At 66.1% G+C, this 18,232-nt stretch carries 17 protein-coding genes and 2 pseudogenes; 15 read left to right on the top strand and 4 right to left on the bottom strand.

Features of this window, described 5'->3' with window-relative positions; genetic code table 11:
- Window positions 1-562: pseudogene (locus NBRGI_RS06100) on the bottom strand (hypothetical protein); the annotation flags it as partial.
- A 169-nt stretch (window positions 563-731) separates the two neighbouring features.
- Between NBRGI_RS06100 and rpsF the strand changes: the two are divergent.
- The 5 genes from rpsF to NBRGI_RS06075 all read left to right on the top strand — a co-directional run bounded on the left by rpsF (window position 732) and on the right by NBRGI_RS06075 (window position 6,988).
- Entirely contained in the window at window positions 732-1,019 is a 288-nt protein-coding gene (gene rpsF, locus NBRGI_RS06095; protein ID WP_014989072.1) for a 30S ribosomal protein S6, read from the top strand.
- A gap of 89 nt (window positions 1,020-1,108) precedes the next feature.
- The gene (locus tag NBRGI_RS06090) at window positions 1,109-1,654 is read left to right on the top strand and encodes a single-stranded DNA-binding protein (RefSeq protein ID WP_014989073.1); all 546 of its coding nucleotides are present in this window, start codon (window positions 1,109-1,111) and stop codon (window positions 1,652-1,654) included.
- Window positions 1,655-1,711: 57 nt separating this feature from the next.
- On the top strand, window positions 1,712-1,963 hold the full coding sequence (gene rpsR / locus NBRGI_RS06085; protein ID WP_014989074.1) for a 30S ribosomal protein S18: 252 nt from the start codon (window positions 1,712-1,714) through the stop codon (window positions 1,961-1,963).
- 17 nt (window positions 1,964-1,980) lie between these two features.
- Window positions 1,981-2,433, top strand: a complete 453-nt coding sequence (gene rplI / locus NBRGI_RS06080; RefSeq protein WP_029893347.1) for a 50S ribosomal protein L9 — start codon at window positions 1,981-1,983, stop codon at window positions 2,431-2,433.
- 655 nt (window positions 2,434-3,088) lie between these two features.
- The gene (locus tag NBRGI_RS06075) at window positions 3,089-6,988 is read left to right on the top strand and encodes a replicative DNA helicase (RefSeq protein WP_029893345.1); all 3,900 of its coding nucleotides are present in this window, start codon (window positions 3,089-3,091) and stop codon (window positions 6,986-6,988) included.
- 186 nt (window positions 6,989-7,174) lie between these two features.
- Here the strand turns inward: NBRGI_RS06075 and NBRGI_RS06070 are convergent, their stop codons facing one another.
- Window positions 7,175-8,341 (bottom strand): EstA family serine hydrolase, encoded by a 1,167-nt coding sequence (locus NBRGI_RS06070; protein WP_029893344.1) that lies wholly within the window; start codon window positions 8,339-8,341, stop codon window positions 7,175-7,177.
- A 155-nt stretch (window positions 8,342-8,496) separates the two neighbouring features.
- On the opposite strand from NBRGI_RS06070, the gene NBRGI_RS06065 reads away from it, so the two are divergent.
- Window positions 8,497-9,078: a TetR/AcrR family transcriptional regulator gene (locus NBRGI_RS06065; RefSeq protein WP_029893342.1), complete on the top strand. Its 582-nt coding sequence runs from the start codon at window positions 8,497-8,499 to the stop codon at window positions 9,076-9,078.
- 390 nt (window positions 9,079-9,468) lie between these two features.
- Entirely contained in the window at window positions 9,469-9,615 is a 147-nt protein-coding gene (locus tag NBRGI_RS48640) for a hypothetical protein (RefSeq protein WP_200882131.1), read from the top strand.
- Between the two features lie 28 nt (window positions 9,616-9,643).
- Here NBRGI_RS48640 and NBRGI_RS06055 read toward each other — a convergent pair whose 3' ends face one another.
- The gene (locus NBRGI_RS06055; protein WP_029893339.1) at window positions 9,644-10,153 is read right to left on the bottom strand and encodes a hypothetical protein; all 510 of its coding nucleotides are present in this window, start codon (window positions 10,151-10,153) and stop codon (window positions 9,644-9,646) included.
- 193 nt (window positions 10,154-10,346) lie between these two features.
- Between NBRGI_RS06055 and NBRGI_RS44985 the strand changes: the two genes are divergently transcribed.
- From NBRGI_RS44985 to NBRGI_RS06010, 8 genes are all read left to right on the top strand, one after another.
- On the top strand, window positions 10,347-11,138 hold the full coding sequence (locus tag NBRGI_RS44985; RefSeq protein WP_051727529.1) for a helix-turn-helix transcriptional regulator: 792 nt from the start codon (window positions 10,347-10,349) through the stop codon (window positions 11,136-11,138).
- Between the two features lie 15 nt (window positions 11,139-11,153).
- Window positions 11,154-11,726, top strand: coding sequence for a GNAT family N-acetyltransferase (locus NBRGI_RS06040; RefSeq protein WP_029893335.1), 573 nt, complete (start codon window positions 11,154-11,156; stop codon window positions 11,724-11,726).
- A 10-nt stretch (window positions 11,727-11,736) separates the two neighbouring features.
- Window positions 11,737-12,552 carry a class I SAM-dependent methyltransferase gene (locus NBRGI_RS06035; protein WP_029893333.1) on the top strand — a complete coding sequence of 272 codons (816 nt, stop codon included), beginning with the start codon at window positions 11,737-11,739 and terminating at the stop codon, window positions 12,550-12,552.
- Window positions 12,553-12,746: 194 nt separating this feature from the next.
- A complete protein-coding gene (locus NBRGI_RS06030) occupies window positions 12,747-13,361 on the top strand; it encodes a DUF3558 domain-containing protein (RefSeq protein WP_081877939.1) in 615 nt (204 codons plus the stop codon).
- Between the two features lie 79 nt (window positions 13,362-13,440).
- Window positions 13,441-14,697 (top strand): hypothetical protein, encoded by a 1,257-nt coding sequence (locus NBRGI_RS06025; protein WP_029893329.1) that lies wholly within the window; start codon window positions 13,441-13,443, stop codon window positions 14,695-14,697.
- 20 nt (window positions 14,698-14,717) lie between these two features.
- Window positions 14,718-15,182, top strand: a complete 465-nt coding sequence (locus tag NBRGI_RS06020; RefSeq protein ID WP_235210868.1) for a hypothetical protein — start codon at window positions 14,718-14,720, stop codon at window positions 15,180-15,182.
- A gap of 81 nt (window positions 15,183-15,263) precedes the next feature.
- Window positions 15,264-15,794, top strand: a complete 531-nt coding sequence (locus NBRGI_RS06015; protein WP_029893326.1) for a hypothetical protein — start codon at window positions 15,264-15,266, stop codon at window positions 15,792-15,794.
- A 92-nt stretch (window positions 15,795-15,886) separates the two neighbouring features.
- The gene (locus tag NBRGI_RS06010) at window positions 15,887-17,230 is read left to right on the top strand and encodes a family 1 glycosylhydrolase (RefSeq protein WP_029893324.1); all 1,344 of its coding nucleotides are present in this window, start codon (window positions 15,887-15,889) and stop codon (window positions 17,228-17,230) included.
- Window positions 17,231-17,416: 186 nt separating this feature from the next.
- On the opposite strand, the pseudogene NBRGI_RS48000 reads toward NBRGI_RS06010, so the two are convergent.
- Window positions 17,417-18,232, bottom strand: a pseudogene (locus tag NBRGI_RS48000) (type VII secretion protein EccC); the annotation flags it as partial.

Below are 18,232 nucleotides of genomic sequence, written 5' to 3'. Positions count from 1 at the left end.
TCAGCGTCGCCATCACGTAGGCGGCGGCCACCGCGGTGCAGACCACCGGCAGTTCCCAGTTGTGAAAGGCATAGAGCACCAGCGGCGGTCCCGCCGCCCACAGCAACGCCGCCCGCCCGGCGAGCCGGGCCAGCATCCACGCGGTCAGCAACGCGAACGGCGCGAGCAGCAGCGCCGAATGCCGCAGGAAGTCCGCATCGTTGTGCGCGCCGATCGCGCCGAGCCAGATCACCGTGCCGCTGAGCACCGGATATTCCACCGCGCCGCCGACCAGCGCGCCGTCGTCGGTGATACCGCCGTTGATATAGGGAAAGACGTGCTCGTTGATCTCGCGGCCGAGCCAGAGGAACTGAATGTCCGAATAACAGACCTCGGCGTCCTTGCGGGTCTCGAAGACCGCGCTGCGGCCGTCCGCCTGGAACGGCGCGCCCGCGCACCGCGCCTTGTTCGCGTACGCGAGCGCCAGCGTGAGCCCGCACAGCACGAGCACGAACGCCGCCAACACCGCGCGCCGGCGCACCCGGCGCGCGATCAGGTCGCTGACGGCGAGTCCGGTCGGCATGGCACCACCCTAAGTGGATCAATACCGCTGTGCCCGCGTTCCCTCGCCGACGAGATCGATTTCAGGGAGAAAGGGCTGTTCATGTAGCCTTGTCGGGTTGCTGACGCAACGACCCTCCTGCCACGGAGAGCCCGTGGCCGTTTCCTAGTCCACAGGAGGTGATTGGTCCGTGCGTCATTACGAAGTGATGGTTATCCTCGATCCCAGTCTGGACGAGCGCACCGTTGGTCCGTCTCTCGAGACGATGCTCAACGTGGTTCGTACCGAGGGCGGCAAGGTCGACAAGGTCGATATCTGGGGCCGTCGCCGGCTCGCCTACGAGATCGCCAAGCAGGCCGAAGGCATCTACGCGGTGGTCGATCTGACCGCGGAGCCCGCGACCGTGAGCGAACTCGACCGCCAGCTCGGCCTGAACGAGTCGGTGCTGCGCACCAAGGTTCTGCGCCACGACAAGTAGGCCCGCAACCCTCGATTGCGTCGGGGCCTGTCTCTAGGCTCTAGCGCAACAGCGAGACGCGGACTGCGTACCCGAGCAGGAGGAACCACATGGCAGGCGACACGGTCATCACCGTCATCGGAAACTTGACGGCCGACCCCGAGCTTCGATTCACGCCCGCGGGAGCGGCGGTGGCGAACTTCACCGTCGCGTCGACACCCCGTGTGTTCGACCGTAATTCGAACGAATGGAAAGACGGCGAGGCGCTCTTCCTGCGCTGCAACATCTGGCGCGAAGCTGCCGAAAATGTCGCCGAAAGCCTGACCCGCGGTTCCCGAGTCATCGTGAGCGGCCGACTCAAGCAGCGCTCCTACGAAACCCGCGAGGGTGAGAAGCGCACGGTCGTCGAGCTCGAGGTCGACGAGGTCGGTCCCTCGCTGCGCTACGCCACCGCGAAGGTCAACAAGACCAGCCGCGGCGGCGGTGGCGGCGGCTTCGGCGGCGGCAGTGGTTCCGGCGGCGGAGGCAACTTCGCGCCGGCCAACTCGGGTGGTGGCGGTGGGCGTTCCGGCGGTGCCGAGGACGACCCTTGGGGCAGTGCGCCCGCGGCAGGCTCCTTCGGGGGCGGCCGCATGGATGACGAACCGCCGTTCTGACAACGGCTTTCATAGGTCCACCCCGCGTGGACCATCACTGATAACGGAGTAAAGACCATGCCTAAAGCGCCCGCGCGCGAAAAGGTGCTCAAGAAGAAGGCTTGCGCGTTCTGCAAAGAAGCCAAGTCCGGAATCGTCAACATCGACTACAAGGACACGGCGCTGCTGCGTAAGTACGTCAGCGATCGCGGCAAGATCCGCGCCCGCCGCGTCACCGGCAACTGCGTGCAGCACCAGCGTGATATCGCGGTTGCCGTCAAGAACTCGCGTGAGGTCGCTCTGCTGCCTTACGTGTCGACGGCTCGCTGAGTAAGGGAGGCACGCAAATGAAGTTGATTCTGACTGCAGACGTGGACAACCTCGGTGCGCCCGGCGACACCGTTGAGGTCAAGGACGGCTACGGCCGCAATTTCCTGCTGCCCCGCGGCCTGGCCATCGTGGCCAGCCGTGGCGCCGAGAAGCAGGTCGCGGGCATTCGCCGGGCGCAGGATGCTCGCCGGGTGCGCGATCTCGATCACGCCAACGAGCTGAAGCAGGCCATCGAGGGCCTGGAGTCGGTCTCGCTCTCGGTGAAGACGGCAGGCACCGGCAAGCTGTTCGGCTCGGTGACCCAGTCCGACGTCGCCGCGGCCATCAAGACGGCCGGCGGCCCCGTGGTCGACAAGCGCAGCATCGAGCTGCCGAAGTCGCACATCAAGACGGTCGGCAAGCACGTCGTCGTGGTGCACCTGCACCCCGACGTGGTGGCCAAGTTCGACCTGCAGGTCGCTGCCAGCTGATTCGAGCAAGTCCCGAAGACCACTCCCGCGTTGGGCGCGGGGGTGGTCTTCGCTGTGCGACGTCGGCCACTTTTATCGGTAGCTAGTAATTAGCTCCACTCGCAGTCCTGCCAGACGGAACATTCTCGGCTGATCATCGCTGGTCATCGCGGTGCCGAGCAGCTCCCCTGTGGATGACTGGAGAAACCGACCGGTGGCAATGTGATTCAGCTCATAACCGCCACCCTGGCCGTTACCTCAACACGCCCGGCCGTTCAACTTCCCCGACACGCCGCGACTTTGTTCATCCACACGTGGATAGGCCAGGAAATCCAGGTCTATCTGCGGCTTCCCCCGCGATGACCTGGGTTTTCCCCAAGTTGTCCACAGGGGGTGCACATCGTTGAGTGAACAGTCCCCAACTTATCCACAGCTGTGTGCACAGTAGGGTTTGGTGGGGGCCTGCCGGGTCGCCTAGGTTCGTCGCTACATCGTGAACGAGCGGCCCTGAACATCCGGATTCGCAGATATCGCAGCGGTAGCTGGCCGGCGCCGGTGGTCCGACCACCCGGCGCGGGCCGACCGCTGCCACTGCGCCGGATGTGTCAGAGCCCGAGAGTAGAACCAGTCATCGATAGGGTGCGCCCGGTGGGTGGAGAGAGGACGGTCGAGTCTCATGGCAGTCGTCGACGACCGCGGACACGCGGACTTCCCGCCCGAACCCCCCGGCGAGGATTTCGGCAGGCAACCACCGCACGATATGGCGGCCGAACAGTCCGTGCTCGGCGGCATGCTGCTGAGCAAGGACGCCATCGCCGACGTCATCGAGGTCATGCGACCCGGCGACTTCTACCGTCCCGCGCATCAAGCGGTCTACGACACCATCCTCGACCTGTACGGACGCGGTGAGCCCGCCGACCCCGTGACCGTCGCGGCCGGCCTGGACCGCCGCGGCGAACTCAAACGCATCGGCGGCCCGCCCTACCTGGTCACGCTCACCCAGACCGTGCCCACCGCCGCCAACGCCAGCTTCTACGCCGAGATCGTCGCCGAGAAGGCCATCCTGCGCCGCCTCGTCGAAGCGGGCACCCGGATCGTCCAGTACGGCTACGCCGGCGCCGACGGCCAGGACATCGCCGAGGTCGTCGACCGTGCCCAGGCCGAGGTCTACGAGGTCACCGAACGCCGCACCACCGAAGACTTCCTCCCGCTCGAGGAACTCCTGCAGCCCACGATGGACGAAATCGACTCCATCGCCAGCCGCGGCGGCATCTCCCTCGGCGTCCCCACCGGCTTCACCGAACTCGACGAACTCACCAACGGCCTGCACCCCGGCCAAATGATCATCGTCGCCGCCCGCCCCGGCGTGGGCAAAGCCCTCGCGCTCGACACCCCGCTCCCCACCCCCACCGGCTGGACCACCATGGGCGAGATCCGCGTCGGCGACGAACTCCTCGACGCCGCAGGCCGCCCCACCCGCGTAGTAGCCGCCACCGACATCCTCACCGACCGCCCGTGCTACGAGGTCGAATTCTCCGACGGGACAGTCCTCGTCGCTGATGAGGAGCATCAATGGCTCACCGAGACGCGAGCTTCCCGGAAGTCGGCTCACGAAGCTGCGTCCGGCAAGCACAGCCAGCGCACCTTCGCCGCGATCCGTACCACCGGCGAGATAGCGCGGACATTGCGATGCAGCACCGCCGACCGCCGGATCAACCACTCGGTGATTAACGCTCAACCGCTCCAGTTGCCCGCCCGTGACCTCCTGGTGCCGCCTTACACCCTCGGTGCCTGGCTCGGCGACGGCACTTCGGCCACCGCGCAACTGACCACGGCAGACCCCGAAATCGTCGCGCGCATCGAAGCGGAAGGTCTCATCGCCGTTCCGTCGGCCACTGCGAGGTTGCGCTACTGCCTGCAATTGCCTGCCGACGAGCCGATCGCCGCCCGTGTGTGCGTGGTGTGCGGCGCCGAGTTCGTCCCGTTCACCAGCGAAGTCCGCACCTGTGGTCGGTCTTGCGGTGGCAAGGCACGACTCCACTCCGCTCCGGTGCCCGCACCCACCTGCACGCACTGCGGTGGTCCGTCGATCGGGCTGCGGTTGTGCCAGTCGTGCCGCAACGCGTTTGGCAGTGTGCAGGCTCGACTGCGCACCATCGGCGTCCTCGGCGACAAACACATCCCCGTCGCCTACCTGCGGGCGTCCGAACAGCAGCGACGTGCGCTCCTCGCCGGACTGCTCGACACCGACGGCACCGTCACCCACGGTGGCTCGGTGCAGTTCGCGGTAACCAGCGAGCGGCTGTTCCGCGACGTGCAGGAACTTGTGGTCAGCCTCGGCTACCGCTGCCACGTCTCCACAAAACGGGTTCGTGGCCGGTCCGAGAGTTCGTCGGTCGCGTACACGGTGACGTTCGCCACCGACGACGAAGTCTTCGGTCTGTATCGAAAAGCGTTGTTGCACAAGGAGCGGCGGGCCGCGCGCAATACCGCACGGTCGGGCTCGCGATACATCGTGGATGTCCGCCGGATCGAGAGCGTGCCGGTACGGTGCGTCGAGGTCGACAATGCCGACCATCTGTATCTGGCAGGCCGATCGATGGTGCCGACGCACAATTCCACTCTCGGTATGGATTTCATGCGGAGTTGCTCGATCAAGCATGGGTTGCCGAGCGTTATTTTTTCGCTGGAGATGAGCCGGACCGAGATCGTGATGCGTCTGCTGTCGGCGGAGGCGAAGATCAAGCTCGGTGATATGCGCGCGGGGCGGATGAGCGACGACGACTGGACCAAACTCGCGCGGCGGATGAGCGAGATCAGCGAAGCGCCGCTGTTCGTCGACGATTCACCGAACCTGACCATGATGGAGATCCGGGCCAAGGCGCGACGACTCAAACAACGTCACGACCTGAAACTCGTGGTGGTGGACTACCTCCAGCTGATGACCTCCGGTAAGAAGGTCGAATCCCGCCAGCAGGAAGTCTCGGACTTCTCGCGAAACCTGAAGCTGCTCGCCAAAGAACTCGAAGTCCCCGTGGTCGCGATCAGTCAGCTGAACCGTGGCCCCGAACAACGCACCGACAAACGCCCCATGGTGTCCGACCTGCGCGAGTCCGGCTGCCTACCCGCATCCACCCGCATTCTGCGCGCGGACAACGGAACCGAGAGCACCCTCGGGGAACTGCTGGCCAGCGGCGAACAGCCACTGGTGTGGTCCCTGGACGAGCGGATGCGAATGGTGGCGCGTCCGATGGTGAAAGTCTTCCCCAGCGGACGTAAGGAAGTGTTCCGGCTGCGGCTCGCTTCCGGTCGGGTCGTCGACGCGACCGGCAACCATCCTTTCCTCACCGTCGACGGCTGGATCGCTCTGGAAAAGCTCGCCGTCGGTGACCGTCTTGCCACCCCGCGTCACGTGCCGGAACCGGTACACACCACGCGGATGCCGGACGCCGAGATCATTCTGCTGGCGCACATGATCGGCGATGGTTCATGCGTCGAACGCCAGCCTCTTCGCTACGCCAGCATCGATGAAGCGAACCTCGACGCGGTCACCGCGGCCGCCACGCACTTCGGCGTCACCGCAGTGCGTGACGACTATCCGGCCGCGCGCGTGTCCACGCTGCGCCTGCGCGCTCCCGAACACCTCACCCACGGCAAACGGAACCCGATTGCCGCCTGGCTCGACGAGCTCGGCCTTTTCGGCCTGCGCAGCTACGAAAAGTTCGTCCCCAAGCCGGTTTTCGAGCTCCCGAACGATCAAGTGGCACTGTTCCTGCGCCATCTGTGGGCAACCGACGGTTCGGTGCGCTGGGACGACACCGGCCGCCAGGCCCGCGTCTACTATTCGTCGACCAGCCGCCGCCTGATCGACGACGTCGCGCAACTGTTGCTTCGAGTCGGTGTCCACGGCCGGATCAAGCAGGTCCGCAAAGCCGGTTATCGAGACTGCTGGCATCTGACCGTCGACGGATCCGACAACCAGACCGTCTTCCTGCGCGATGTCGGTGTGCACGGCGCCCGCGGGCAGGCGGCTGATGCGGCGTTGACCCATTTGGCACCCTTGGCACGCAATACGAATGTCGACACCGTGCCCAAGGAAGTCTGGAACCAGGTTCGTAGCCTGCTCGCCACCAAGCAGATGACCCACCGAGAATTCTCGGCGGCCATGGGATCCCGGTTCTGCGGATCCACGATGTGGAAGCGCTCCCCGAGTCGTTCTCGGCTGGCCCGGGTCGCCGTCGTCCTCGACGACGCCGACATCGAAATGCTCGCCACCAACGACGTCTTCTGGGACAAAATCGTCGAGATCACCAGTCTCGGTGAACAAGACGTCTACGACGGCACCGTACCCGGCACCCACAACTTTGTGGCCCAAGGTATTTCGGTCCACAACAGCCTCGAACAGGACGCCGACATGGTTATCCTGCTGCATCGCCCCGACGCCTTCGAACGTGATGATCCGCGCGGCGGCGAAGCCGACCTCATCCTCGGCAAACACCGAAACGGCCCCACCGCCACCATCACCGTCGCCCACCAACTGCACCTCAGCCGCTTCGTGGACATGGCCCGCGGTTAGCGGGACTTTGCAGGGTCTCAGAACTCGTGGCGGAATCTCAGAATGTTCGGCGGCGACGTGGCGGATCCGCCACAGTTTTGAGATTCCGCTCCCTCTGCTGACTGATTGGTGGATGGTCTCCGCCAGTTGGCCGCCGCAGCAGGAGGAGTATCGGCGAAGCCGGTCGAGGTGTTGTCGCACCAGTGATCAAGCCCGTCGCGCGGCGGTGACCAGCGCGGTCAGCAGACGCAGATGGTCGGCATCGGCTTGGTCGGGGATCAGGAAGCGCCGGCGCAGGAAGGCGTAGGACAGCTCGTTGCGTGGGTCGACCAACGCCTGCTGCCCGCCGGCTCCGCTGTGGCCGAACGCGCCGGCACCGAGGACCGGGTAGGTCTGCGATGACGCGTGGAATCCGACCGCCCAAGCCTTGGGCTGCCGCAGGACCAAATCGGAACCGTTGGACTGGATCTGGCCGAACGACGAGGCGGTGGCGGATTCGAGCAGCGGCTCGCCGCCGTTGACCGGCGACACTAGCGCCGAGTACAGCTTGGCCAGGCCGCGGGCGGTGCCGACGCCCCCGAACGAGGCCGTCCCGTGGGAGCGGACGAACGGAAGGTTGGGCAGTTCCCACACCTCCCGGTTGCGCGGGTGGTGGCGGTTGAAGGCGATGCCGCTGAGACTGGCCGGCGCCGTTGTGGTCGCGGCAAGTTCGCGCAGGCGTTCCGGGGTCGCCGTCATCGGTTGCGCGTTGAGGAACCGGTCGTCCTGATCCGCGGGCAGGCCCAGGTGCAGGTCGAGCTTCAGCGGAGTCTGGAGTCGTTCGGCGAAGTGTTCCTGGACGGCGCGGCCGGTGGCGCGCCGGACGAGCTCTCCGCTCAGCGCCGCCATCACCAGCGCGTGGTATCCGGTTGCTCGGCCCGGTCGCCAGAAGGGACGCTGCGCGCCGAGTCGTTCGGCGACGAGTTGGTCGTCGGCGAGTTCTTCCATGGTGAAACCGTGTGTGGCGCCGACCAAACCGGCCTGGTGGCCGAGTAGTTCGCGCACGAGAAGGTCCTGCTTGCCCTCGACCGCGAACTGAGGCCAGTAATGGCCGACTTTCTGGTCCAGGTCCAACACGCCGTCCTGGACCAGCAGTGCCACCACCAGGTGGGAGACTCCCTTGCTCGCCGAATAGATCCCCATGATCGAGTCGGCCTTCGTATCCGGTCCGGCCCACAGGTCGACCACCTTCTCGCCGCGGTGGTAGGCCGCCACTTGGACATCCAGTTCGCTGCCCTCCGCGGCCAGCAGCGCGGCGAACTGCTCGCGCACCGCCTCGAAGGCCGGCGCGACCGTGCCCTGGATGTCAGTCGTCTCCTCGAGTGCTGCTCTCATCGTGTCTCCCACTGTCTCGGCGACGGCCGATCCGTCGAACACGATCCAGCTTAGCTAGTTAGTGACCATTGGTCACTAATGGGATCGAGGTGCTGTTGTCTGCTGGCACACGGGGCGACGCACGACGGCGCCGCGTCCTGGCTATCGTCTGTTTCATGACCGACGAAGTGGCCGAGCGACGACGTCCCGGACGCCCTGCCCAAATCAGTCGGGACAAGATCGTCGAAGCGGTGTCGCTGGCCGAGAACGTCGACACGCTGACCATGCGCCAGCTCGCGGCGAGCCTCGGCGTCGGCCACAGCGCGCTCTACCGGTGGGTCAAGAACCGCGACGAGATGTTCGATCTCGTCAGCGAAGTCGTCGTCGAGCGAATCCTGTTGCGCGCCGGCACGGGAGACCCGGACTGGCGAGACCGGCTTACCCGGCTCGCGTGGGCGATGCACGACGAATTCCTTGCCCTGCCCGGGTATGCCACGCACCTGTTCCGGCCACACAAGCACAACGCGCGCTCCATCGACCGGCTCAAAGACGAGGTCGGCGCCGCTTTCCGCCGGTCCGGCGTCACCGCCGAGATGGCCGAGCACAGCTGGCAGATCTTCATGACCTCCGTCGTCGGTTGGTTGGCGGCAACCGAGAATCCCCTCCATCTCGGTGCTGACGCACCGAGATTCGACCTGTTCCTCGACACGTTGCTGCGTGGTCTGCCCGCTCGCGAGCCCGATGCAGTCCGGCCGTGACCCATGTTTGCGTGGCCGATGCATCACCCCGACCGGGTCCGGCGCTTGGTACTCATGGAGGGCTCGGCTGGTTACCCGGGACCGAGGATTTCCTGCGGGACGGAACACCCTGGTGGTTCGGCTTCCACGCCGTCCCGGATCTGGCCGAGGCGGTGCTCATCGGGCACGAGGGCTCCTATATCGACTGGTTTCTGACCACCGGTACGCGCGGTCGCGGCGTGCCTGCGCACCTGCGCACCGCGTTCGTCAACGCCTACACCGGCGCGGAAGCGTTGCGTGCCGCTTTCGCGCACTACCGGGCTCTGCCCGAGAGCGGACGTCAGATCGAGAAGGCCACCACCACAACCCGATTGCGGATGCCGACGCTGGCCGTCGGGGCGCATCCGGTCGGTGACGTCCCTCGCGCGGCAGCTGCGATCCTGCACCGACGATCTGGCCGAGGCAGTGATCCCCGACGGCGGCCACATCGTTCCGGTAGACGGGCTATCCGCACTGCTACCGCTGCTCGCCGACTTCTCGGCGCCCTGGGACCGATAGCCATCGCTTCGCGGCGGAACCGAATGTCCTACCGCCACAACGCTTCTGGGCAATTGGTCATGCGGTCGTCTTCGTAGGCCGACACTGTGATCACTGTGATGTAACTGATCCGTTTGGACCAGTCGCCCGATGCGGGGCCCGCGGTGATTCGAGTGAGATCGTCCCAGGCACGGCCTGCGCCGTACTCGACCGGTTCGCCGCCCCAGAAGGCGATGCAATCGCCGGTGCGGCCTTCACCGTCCCACACCGTCAGCCACGTATGCGGCCCGACGTTCAGGGAGGACGGCACATTGTTCCAGTCGTTCCAGCAGAAGAACACGCAGTCCCTGGTGACGCGCAGTAGTTCGTGCGCGCCGAGACCCAACGTGACACCGTCGTTGTCGAAGCTGGGGGTCTCCCAGAATTGCGCGTAACCCGGGTAGATCATCGGGAGGTTGCCTGCCTGGGCAGGCGCCGCCGCGGTGAGACCGAGCGCGGCGGTCGCGGCCATGAGCAGGGTGGCCCAGCGTGCGGTGCGGTGGGAGCTTCGGCTCGACATTGCTTGCTTCCTTTCGACATGCCTCGGCGCGTCGGCACCGCCGCGCCTTCATGATCGAAAGGGACTATCCGGCAGTGCATTTCGCGCACGACAACCGTAGGATCCCGGGCGCCGCACCGACCATACGAACAACTTCGTATGGTGTTCTGCGCTTCGGCCTGTTCGCGGAACGTGTCCGGGAGATACTGAAGCGGTGACGAGGGGGACCGACTCGACCGCACAGAAAATCCACGATCTCGCCTTGGCGATCGTCACCGAACGAGATCCGGTGCGGGTGTGGCCGCTGCTCATGGAGCGGCTCACCACCGACCTGCCCTGCGATCTCGCGGTACTGATCGATCTCGACTGGGACGCAGGCACCGGTCACGCCCTCACCGGTGCGCCGGACTGGCTGCACGAAGCACCACTCGACGCACTCATCCACGCGCACATGCGATCTCATCCGCTGTTGCAGCACTACGCCCGGACCGGGGACACGACGCCGTTGACCATGGACGAAGTCGCCGACGATCGCTGGTGGAAGGGCGAAGCGTACCGGGCGGGCAAGGACGCGATCGGCATCGACCGGCAGCTGGCGCTGCCCCTTGCCGCGGGACGCAGCCGAATCCGCGGCGTCATCATGAGTCGCAGCAGTCACGGATTCAGCGACCGCGACCTCGAATACGCCGCGCTCGCACGGTCATTGCTCGACGCGGTGGAAGCCCACGAGACAGCGGCCTTCGGGCATCGCGGACCAGCGGACCCCGCTGACTACCGGCTGACCCCGCGGGAACTGGCGGTGCTGAGTCTGCTCGGCGAGGGCCGGACCGCCCGCGCGATCGCGCGCAGGCTCGGCATCGCCCCCGCGACCGCTACGAAACATACCGAGAACATCTACCGGAAAATCGGCGTGCACGACCGCATCTCCGCCCTACGCGCGGCCCAGCGACTCGGCCTGATCACCGTTGTGCCGAACAGACCCGCGGGGATCGACCTCGGCGGCTGAGCCAGAATGGCTTGCATGAGTCAGCTGCCTACGCTGTCCGTTTCGGAGATCACCTCGGAGCGGGTCGTGTTACGCAAAGCGCGGGAGGGTGATCGAGCGGGTCTCATCGAGTTGCAGACCGATCCGCCGGTGCGGGCCTACCTCGGCGGGCCGCGGGCGCGCACCGACGTGGAGCAGTACCTGGACGCGGCCGGGATCGCGAATGTGGCTGCGGCCGCAGGCGTTTACATCATCGCGGATCGGAAAACGGATCTTCTGCTCGGCACCTTGCAGTTGACACGCAGGTCAGCCGAGGAGCCCGGACATCTCACCGAGAACGGCGCGGAACTCGAACTGGGCTACCTACTGCGGCGCGAAGTGTGGGGGTCGGGCTATGCCTTCGAGGCGGCGACCTGCGCGTTGCGTGCTGCCGCGGCCGAGCTGCCGGACCAACCGGTGCTGATCGTCACCCAGACCGCCAACGAGCGTTCGCTGAAGCTCGCTACCCGCCTGGGCTTTCGGCCCGTCAGCACCTTCGAGGCGTTCGGCGCACAGCAGACGCTCGCAACTGTCGCACTGCACGCTTTCGCAGGCTCCCGGCGGGAGTAGCGTTGGTGGGGTGCCGGACACCGAACTGGTCGGAGTGCAGAAGACCCTCAGCCCGGTGCTGCGGGCCAAGGCCCTGGACAATCTGTTGCCGGATCCGATTCTGGGGGACACGAATGCCGAGCAGGTGATGCGGCGGCTCGAACCCGATTATGACAAGGGTCGATTCGGCAAGAGCCAGATCGGGCTCAGTGCGGTGGTGCGCGCGAAGACCCACGACGATTGGGCTCGGGCCTTCCTCGCCGAGCACCCCGAAGCAGTAGTGCTGCACTTGGGCTGCGGCCTCGATGCCCGGGTGTACCGGGTCGACCCGCCGCCCACCGTCGACTGGTATGACCTGGACTATCCGGCAATCATCGAACTGCGGCAACGACTTCTGCCGCCGCGCGAGCACTACACCCTGCTCGGCTTTAGCGTGACGGATCTGACCTGGCTGGACCGGGTCCCGCACGGCCGGCCGGTGCTGCTGATCGCCGAGGGACTGGTCCCCTACCTCACCGAAGCCGAGCTGCGCGAGTTGCTCGACGCCGTTGTCGCCGCCTTCCCGACCGGTGGGATCCAGTTCGACACGGTAGCAGTCTGGGCGTGGCGCACCTCGAGGTGGCATCCGGTGCTGCGCAAGTACGGCACCCAATTCCATTGCGGTTTCGATGATCCGGCCGCGATCGCCGACTGGCAGCCGCGACTCGAATTCGTCGACGAGGCACCGATGAACGACTCCCCCGTGCTGATGGCCAAAGCGCCCAAGGACATTCGCCGGTTGTACCGACTCCTGAACCGGTTACCGGGCATGCGCCGGTCCACCCGGATCGTGCGCTTCCGCTTCTGACCGCGCGTACCCGGAAGCCCGGGTGTCGCTGCCCGGTCCACTTGCCCGCCGAGCTGTGTTCTAAACCTGGTTTTCCGCATGTGGCAGTCCGGATGCCCGGGTGGAACAGGCCTGGCAGTGCCGTTTGACCCGGGTGCGCCGGCATCGTATCGTCGTTGATCGCCAAGGGGTTGCTGACCCGGGGAGGGCTTTCGATGATGAGCAAGAGCTTCGCCGCCGGTTGTCTGGTGGTGAGCGCTACGGTGCTGTCCGCCTGCGCCGGTGGTTCCACTGAGCACGAGGGACATACCGCGACGTCGACCGCGGCACCCCCCTCGGTACAGGTGAGCCTTCCGCCTGCACCGGCACAGACCGGCGAGAAGCAGGTGCGGTTCGATCCGTGCGCGCGTGTGGGCGACGATCTGGTGAGCCGGGCCGGATTCGACCCGGCGACTCGCGAGCGAGCGGTGAGCGAAAGCGTGTCCTCGCTGCTCACGACGATCGGCTGCCAATTCTGGCGAGAGGCACTCGTCGACGGCGAGAAATACCCCACCGGCGGGTTGTCGGCGACGTCCAGCGACATGACGCTCGACAACATCCGGACGAGCTCGGAGCACGAGATATTCAACGCGGATCCGATCCGCGGGCGGGCGGCACTGCTGTACCGGACGCCGCGGGTCGGCAACGGCTGCTGGGCGTCGATCGAATCAGCCGACGGGACGTTCACGGTCGGGCTGATCGTCACTCCGGGCCCGGTCGCCGTACCACCGCCCTGTGATCAGATCCGCCAGATCGCCGAAACATTCAGCGAAGCACTCGACACCAAGTAGTGCCTTTTTCGGCGGGCCGCGCCGACGCGCACCGCGGCCGCCGAGGTGAGTGAAAGTACACAATCAGGGAGTAATACGGATGGCCGAGACATTCGCGGCGAACCCCAGCGAGATTGCCGGTCTGGGCAATCTCGTCACTTCGATAGCGGGGGACGCCCTGCTGGCGTCCAGTTTCGTGGCGAAGGAAGGTAAGGCGGCCGATTGGCTGCACGGACCGATCATCGACACGCTGATCGCTCCGATCAACGACGCCGCGGACTGGATGTCGCAGCGCCACTCGGTCCTCGCGAACACCACCCTCGGTACCGGCACCGAGCTCAACAAGGCCGCCTGGATGTATCACAACCAGGATCAGCAGAACTACGCCGCGCTGAACGCGAATACCGAATCGAATCTCCCGGTGGACGACAGCACCGAGGAGACCGGCGTGACCGCGCAATACGCCGGTGCGGCCAGCTACCCCAAGCCGGAGTCCGTCAAATACGAGGCGCCCGCCGCGAACAAAGAAGAACTCGCCGGGCTCATCGCCGAAGTCTTCCCGGTGCTCGGCAATGTGAACGAGTCGATCAAGAGCATCACCCGGGCGGCGGGCACCGAATACGACCCGCTGGTCACCTGCCTGGAGCCGATTCCCGGAAACTGGTCCGAAATCCGCAGGCTCGGTGAGGTGTACAAGGCGGCGGGTAACGGCTTGGAGGCCTGCGGCAAAAATCTCGAATCCGGTGTGAAGCGGATCGACGGCAGCACCGACAACAAACCGAATTGGGACGGCGCCGCCTCTGTGGCCTTCAGCGCGTGGGCGACCAAACAGATCGCGGCGATGAAGTGGGAGGGACCGGTCGGCCGGATCGTCAGCGATTGCGCGGGCGCGGTGTCCGACATGATCCGAGACGGCATCAAATCCATCCTCGAGAGCATGTGGGGGATGCTCAACAAGTACTGCGATTTCGACGACATCAAGGGCGCGCTCAAATCGGTCGCCAATATCTTGTCCACGGCGGTCCCGGGGCTCGGCGCCGCACGTATCGCCAAGCTGGTTGTCGACATCGGATTTCTCGTCAAAGCCGCGATGGACGTGGTGACCAAGATCAAGGAGTTGGCCGACGCCTTCAAGAAGCTCCTCGACTTCATCAAGGATCCGGTGGGCCAATTGCAGGACAAGGCGAAGCAGAAGCTGGACGAGGCGATCGCGCCGGTCACCAACAAGATCGACGACGCGACCCGTAAGGCGGCCCTCGCCAAAGACATCGGGCAGATAGCCAACTACGGCGACACCACGAACCGACCGACGCAGGCCTACGACACCGGCGCCACACCGTGGGCGAACGCCCAGTGACCCGGCCGCAGTGGGGCAGCATGCGCGAGCCCGATCTCGACCCCACGGCAGAGGCGCTCGCCCGCCACGTCATGGACGCGGTCGACAACCTGCGCACCGCGACCATCCGCCTCGACAGCATCGATCCCGCAGAGCTCTTCGAGCGCGCCACCGAGGTGACCGAGGAGTTCATCTCGATGGTCGCCGGGATGGACACCGCGTCCGCGGCACTGAAGGCGTACGCCCAACGAGTCGCGAGCGGTGAATGCCGGTGGAGCGATATCGAAACCCTGGCGAACCCGGTACCACCGGAGGTAGCCGAGATGAAGGGCTCGCCGGAGTTCATCTGGCGGTGGTCCCCGGAGCCCCCGGCCGAACCGACTCTGCCCTCGGCCACCACTTGGACGCCCACTCGCCGCCCCCGCCCGGACGACAACGTGGTCGGTCCCAGCGACTGGCCGGACGACTTCGACGACTATCCCGATGAGCGGCGGCCGTGGAGCTGAGCCGGCGCGCACCGTGACCCGTATACCGCAGGGTGCCATTACAGTCGGCGACGCACGGCCGAGTCGTACGAGGAGAGTGATATGAGCCGGTCCGAAAAGATGATCGGCCCGATGTCGCTCATGTGGACCCTGGGCGTCCCGGTCGCGACGCTGGCCTTCATGGCGGGCGTATTGAACCTGGGTGCGGCGCTAGCTCGGTGGACCGGCTCGCAAGTCGCCATGGTGCTGTTTCTTCCAGTGAGCGCACTGCTGGGCATCGGGGCGTGGCAGCTCGTGCTGTACGGCGCTTGGTGGCTGCGCCGGTACTACCTGCGGCGGACCGGAATCGCGCAGACCGCGATGGTGGTGAAGTCGGAGCTGCGCCGCAAGCATGCGCGGGCCCTGTTCGACTTCGATTTGTGGCAAGTTCAGGTCGCGGTCGAATTGCCGCATCCGGACACGAATTCGGTGGTCCAGGTCGAGAAGAGGTTCCTCTATCCGCAGTTCCGTGAGGCCAAGGCACGTGCCCTGGCCGAGCGGTTGGGCATCGGCTGCACAGCTCCTCTCCTGGTAAAGCAGAACTACGCCCTGTTCGACGTCCCCAAACGTCCGGTGTGGACCGACATCTGGTGAACGGCGGATCCGCCACGCCCGAACAACGCTCGCCTACCGGTGGATTCGCCTGATCCAGCGGCCCTTGGTGCACATCCAGTTACCCTGAGGTGATGCGATTCCGGGTTCGAAGGTATGTCCTGGCCGTACTCGCTGCCGCCGCATCGACGATGCTGCTGTGTACGAATGCCGCGGCGGCACCGCCGATCCAGCCGGTCGCGGCGCCGCTCGGCGGTGATTTCCTCTGGGGTGTGGCAAGTTCCGGGTTCCAGTCCGAAGGGCATGCGCCCGACAGCAATTGGACGCGCTACATTCCGTCCCATCCTGATTACGACGCGCTGCGCGATTCGGTCGACTTCTACGACCGCTACGCCTCCGACATCGATCTGGCGGCGGGGCTCGGTGTCCGGGTGTTCCGCATCGGGATCGAGTGGGCTCGGCTGCAACCCGCGCCGGGGGTATGGGACGAGGGCGCATTCCGTTTCTACGACGCGGTGCTGGCGAAGATCGCACAGGCGGGCATGCGGCCGATGATCACCCTCGATCACTGGGTGTACCCGGGGTGGGCGGTCGATCGCGGCGGTTGGCGCAATCCCGGGATGGTGGGGGACTGGCTGGCGAACATGCGCGCGGTGGTCGATCGTTATGCCGACCGCGATCCGCTGTGGGTCACGGTGAACGAGCCCGCGGCCTATATCTCGCACGAGGTGCGCAGGGGCAAGGCCGATCCCGGCGAGATGCTGGATCGGCTCGCGCAGGCGCACAACGCCATCTACGACCACATCCATCAGGTACAGCCCGGCGCCCAGGTCACCAGCAACGTCGGCTACGTCGCGGGCTCGGAGGCCGAAGTGAACGGGGCGTTCATCGATCGCGTCGCGGCGCGGCTCGATTATGTCGGCGTCGACTACTACTTCGGGTTCGATCCGGTGCAGTCGGTGCTGGGTTCGGTCACCAGGGCGCTCGGCTCGGCCGTGCCGAACCCGCCGGGCATGAACATCTGGGATCTGCCGCTGCGCACGGAGGGCATCTACTATGCGCTGCGCCACTATTCGCAGCGTTTCCCGGGTAAGCCGCTGTACATCGTGGAGAACGGCATGCCGACCGAGAACGGCGGCCCGCGGCCGGACGGCTACTCCCGCAGCGATCACCTGCGCGACACCGTGTACTGGATCCAGCGCGCGCAGGCCGACGGCATGAACGTCATGGGCTACAACTACTGGAGCCTCACCGACAATTACGAATGGGGCAGCTACACACCGCGATTCGGTCTCTACACGGTCGACGTGCGCACCGATCCCGGCCTGACCCGCCGCCCCACCGACGCGGTCGGCGCCTACACCCAGCTCGTCGCCGCGGGCGGCGTCCCCGGTGACTACCGCCCGACCCGCGCACCGGCGCTCTGCATCCTGGTCGATCCGCCGGCCAGCTGCCTGGCACCCGTCGCGGCGCCGTAATCGACTGGTGCGAGTACATCGAGCGGCTGCCCGGCACCTTCGCACCGTACGGCGGACGCGATCGCGCCCTTGCGCTTGCGGCATATCGAGGGCGACATCATTTTCGTCGAGGGCGTGCCCGAGGACTACACGCCGACCGCGGCCGTGCAGGCGCCGCGGACGAGTTCGTCCGGCGACTGATCCGGTTCACTGCGGTGGCGGCAGGTGGGCGATCTGAATCGGCTCGGGTTCCCGGGATCTCGTGACGAGGATGCCGCGGCCCGGGGGCAGGCAGGTGGCGCGGACGTTGCCGCCGAACAGGTTTCCTTCTTCGGCCGGTGCACTCATGAGCAGGGCGGCGGCGGATACTTCCCGGAGCCGGCCGAGCAGGTTGCCGTGCAAAGCTCGGGCCAGACCGGCCGCCCGGCGCGTGAGCACCACGTGCAGGCCGACGTCGTAGGCGGTCGACAGGAACTCCAGCAGCGGCTCCAGCGGGTCGTCGCCGTCGGTGACGACGAGGTCGTGGTCGTCCACGACGACATAGCATTCGGGACCGGTCCACCAGGTGCGCTCGTGCAGTTGGTGCGGACCGATATCGGGTCCGGGGATGCGGGTCGCCAGGAGTTGGCACAGCTTGTCGACGGCGTCCGGAACCGTTGCCGCAGTAGCGCAATAGGCCGTCAGCCGGTTCTCGTCCACCGCACGCAGCAGCGTCCGCCGGTAGTCGATCAGCAGGATCTGTGCCTGCTCGGGCGTGGAATTCTCCACGATGCCGCGCAGGATGTTGTGCAGCAGGGTAGTTTTCCCGTAGCCCTGGTCGGCGAAGGCCATGAAGTGCGGCTGCGCCTCGAAATCCAGTGCGAGCGGCAATAATTCCCGTTCGGCGAGGCCGATCACCACATGCGTGGCGTCCTGTGCGACGCCAGTGTGCAGCGCCGACCGCAGCACGTGGGTGCGCGGGATATCGAGCGGCAGCAGGCGCACCTCCGGCGCGCGGCGTGCACCGTAGATCGTGCGCAATTG

The organism is Nocardia brasiliensis IFM 10847, assembly GCF_000710915.1.
GTDB classification, from domain to species: Bacteria; Actinomycetota; Actinomycetes; order Mycobacteriales; family Mycobacteriaceae; genus Nocardia; species Nocardia brasiliensis_A.
The sequence above is the reverse complement of the archived record's forward strand: the minus strand, read 5'-3'. Positions and strand labels throughout refer to the sequence as shown.